This window comes from Mesorhizobium sp. M7A.F.Ca.CA.004.12.1.1, from assembly GCF_003997835.1.
Classification (GTDB): domain Bacteria; phylum Pseudomonadota; class Alphaproteobacteria; order Rhizobiales; family Rhizobiaceae; genus Mesorhizobium.
Genome location: NZ_RZRK01000851.1, coordinates 1 through 2,573, shown reverse-complemented (window position 1 = coordinate 2,573; position 2,573 = coordinate 1). Strand labels below are relative to the sequence as shown.

General features: G+C 58.8%; 3 protein-coding genes. All 3 read right to left on the bottom strand.

The features are described from left to right. Nucleotides 1-269 (bottom strand): (d)CMP kinase (locus tag EN984_RS30695; RefSeq protein WP_206517523.1); only part of this gene is annotated, 269 nt, incomplete at its 3' end. Between the two features lie 151 nt (nucleotides 270-420). Beyond that, nucleotides 421-1,227, bottom strand: a complete 807-nt coding sequence (locus EN984_RS30690; RefSeq protein ID WP_127269105.1) for a hypothetical protein — start codon at nucleotides 1,225-1,227, stop codon at nucleotides 421-423. A gap of 10 nt (nucleotides 1,228-1,237) precedes the next feature. Continuing rightward, a partial coding sequence (gene aroA / locus EN984_RS30685; protein ID WP_245480151.1) for a 3-phosphoshikimate 1-carboxyvinyltransferase occupies nucleotides 1,238-2,573 on the bottom strand: 1,336 nt, incomplete at its 5' end.

Below are 2,573 nucleotides of genomic sequence, written 5' to 3'. Positions count from 1 at the left end.
GTCGGGTACACGGCGACCTTCGAGGCTGCCTCGCCGACCGCATGCGCTGACAGCACCGCCCGGTCGAGCTTTGCCAGGTCGACCTGACGGGCAGCGGTTTCCGCCGCCGAGACATTGTCGAGCGGCAGGCCCAGCCGCAGCAGCGCATGGGCGACGGCGCGATAAGTGAGGCCGGTGTCGAGCAGGTTGAGGTGGTAATGGTCGGACAGCCGTCGCGCCAGCGTGCCTTTGCCGGCACCGGCGGGGCCGTCGATGGCGACTATCGTCATAGTTTTCCCGATTTATCGAAGTTCATCGTCTTTCTTTCCGGAATTGTCCATGAATTCTCTAATATTATGTGAGCACATTTTTAAGAAGTAATAGCCAAATGAGGAAATCCGATACAGCTCAACAGAGCATACTATGGTGCTATCTCTCATTTCAAACGAAATATCCTTTTTTTTCAATTAGAGACAAATTCCTAAGTACGGCGATATCAACTTTTATACCTTCATTATAAACGTCTTGCATATAGTTTAACGCGCCAAATTCTTTGCTCGATACAGAGGCGCTCATGTAGAAGGAGCCGGGTCCGGGCAAAATGCATTGTGCAAAATAAAAAAATGACTCGTAAGGATCATCAATCGAAATGAGTCTACGAATAGCCCCCGCAAGAATTAACGTTCTACGGGGATGATGAATAATCGGCGCCTCTGATACGATCGAATTTACTCGATCTCTGTACTGCCGATCTTCCTGGTCGGTTTTGTATTCTTTCTCATCTGTCGCGTTCCCTATCCAGAATATTCTCTCCAAGAGGCCAGCCTGATTTGAAGAGAGCTCAGATAGTACGTTTACGAGATGGGGGGATATCCCGCTGCCTGTCGCTGCGCTGGCAATAAGCTCCGCCCATCTTTCCATCATTTCAGCATCATCAGGGCTCTCGAGAGAGGCTTTCTCGAGAGCGGGAATCAATACCTTGTTAGGAATTGGACTAAATTGGCCGCTTTCTATGTCTAGGCGCTTTCGGGCAATCTTGGCTATCTCGACTAGAACGTCCTCCCGTTGAAGCCGAATCTGATCTGCGCGCAAACCACGAGCCTCTGATATCGGTCGGATGATATCCGTCAAGGCATCTAGCAAGCGACCGGAAGATTGGGGCGGAATTTCCGCCTTTATCTCAGCTTTGGCTCCTATGCCAACGTCGATATTTATCCCTACCTTCTTACCAGACTCGCTCTCGCCCATTTTATCGCCCTCAAGCTCCAATCTCCGCGCCCAGCCCCGTCATCAGCCCCATGAATTCCGGAAAGCTGGTCGCGATCATCGCCTGATCGTCGATGGTCACCGGCTTTTCGGTCGCCAGCCCCATCACCAGAAAGCTCATTGCAATGCGGTGGTCGAGATGGGTCTGCACCGTCGTGTCCTGGCCGTTGGGATGGCCGCCAAGCCCCTTGCCGCCCGGTTTGCCGCGCACGGCAAGCGAAGCCTCGCCCTCGGTGCAGTCGACACCGTTGAGCTTCAGACCATTGGCGACGGCAGACAGCCGGTCGGACTCCTTCACCCGCAGCTCCTCCAGCCCCTGCATCAGCGTTTCGCCCTCGGCGAAGCTGGCGGCGACCGCGAGCACTGGGTACTCGTCGATCATCGACGGCGCCCGCTCGGGCGGCACGATGACGCCCTTCAGCTCGGAGTAACGCACGCGCAGATCGGCGACATCCTCGCCGCCGGCATTACGCGGGTTGAGGATGTCGATCTTGCCGCCCATGTCCTGCAGCGTCAAAAGCAGGCCGGTGCGGGTCGGGTTCATCAGCACGTTCTCGATTGTGATGTCCGAACCCGGCACGATCAGTGCGGCCACCAGCGGGAAGCCGGCCGAGGACGGGTCGCCCGGCACGGCGATGGTCTGGCCGGTCAGCTTGCCCTGGCCTTCGATGAAGATGTGGCGCACGCCGCGTTCGTCGGTCTCGACCGACAGATTGGCGCCAAACCCCTTCAGCATCTTTTCGGTGTGGTCGCGCGTCATGACGGGTTCAATGACTGTGGTGATACCGGGCGTGTTGAGGCCGGCGAGCAGCACTGCGGACTTCACCTGCGCCGAGGCCATCGGCACGCGATAGGTGATCGGCGCGGCATGCTTCGGTCCATGCAGTGTGATCGGCATGCGGTCGCCCGGTGTCGCCTTCAGCACCTGCACGCCCATCTGGCGCAAGGGTTCGAGCACGCGGCCCATCGGCCGGCCCGACAGCGAGGCATCGCCGATGAAGGTCGTCTCCATGTCATAAGTGCCGACAAGGCCCATGGTCAGCCGCGAGCCGGTGCCGGCATTGCCGAAATCGAGCGGGCCTTCCGGCTGCAGCAGCGCCCCATTGCCGGTGCCGCGGATCACCCACTCGTCGCCGTTCTTCTCGATATGCGCGCCCATTGCCTTCATGGCCGCACCCGTGCGCATCACGTCCTCGCCTTCGAGCAGGCCGGTGATGCGGGTCTCCCCGGAGGCGAGGCCGCCGAACATGAAGGAACGGTGCGAGATCGACTTGTCGCCCGGCACGCGCGCGATGCCGGAAAGGGCTGGGGATTGGCGGGCGGTGGCC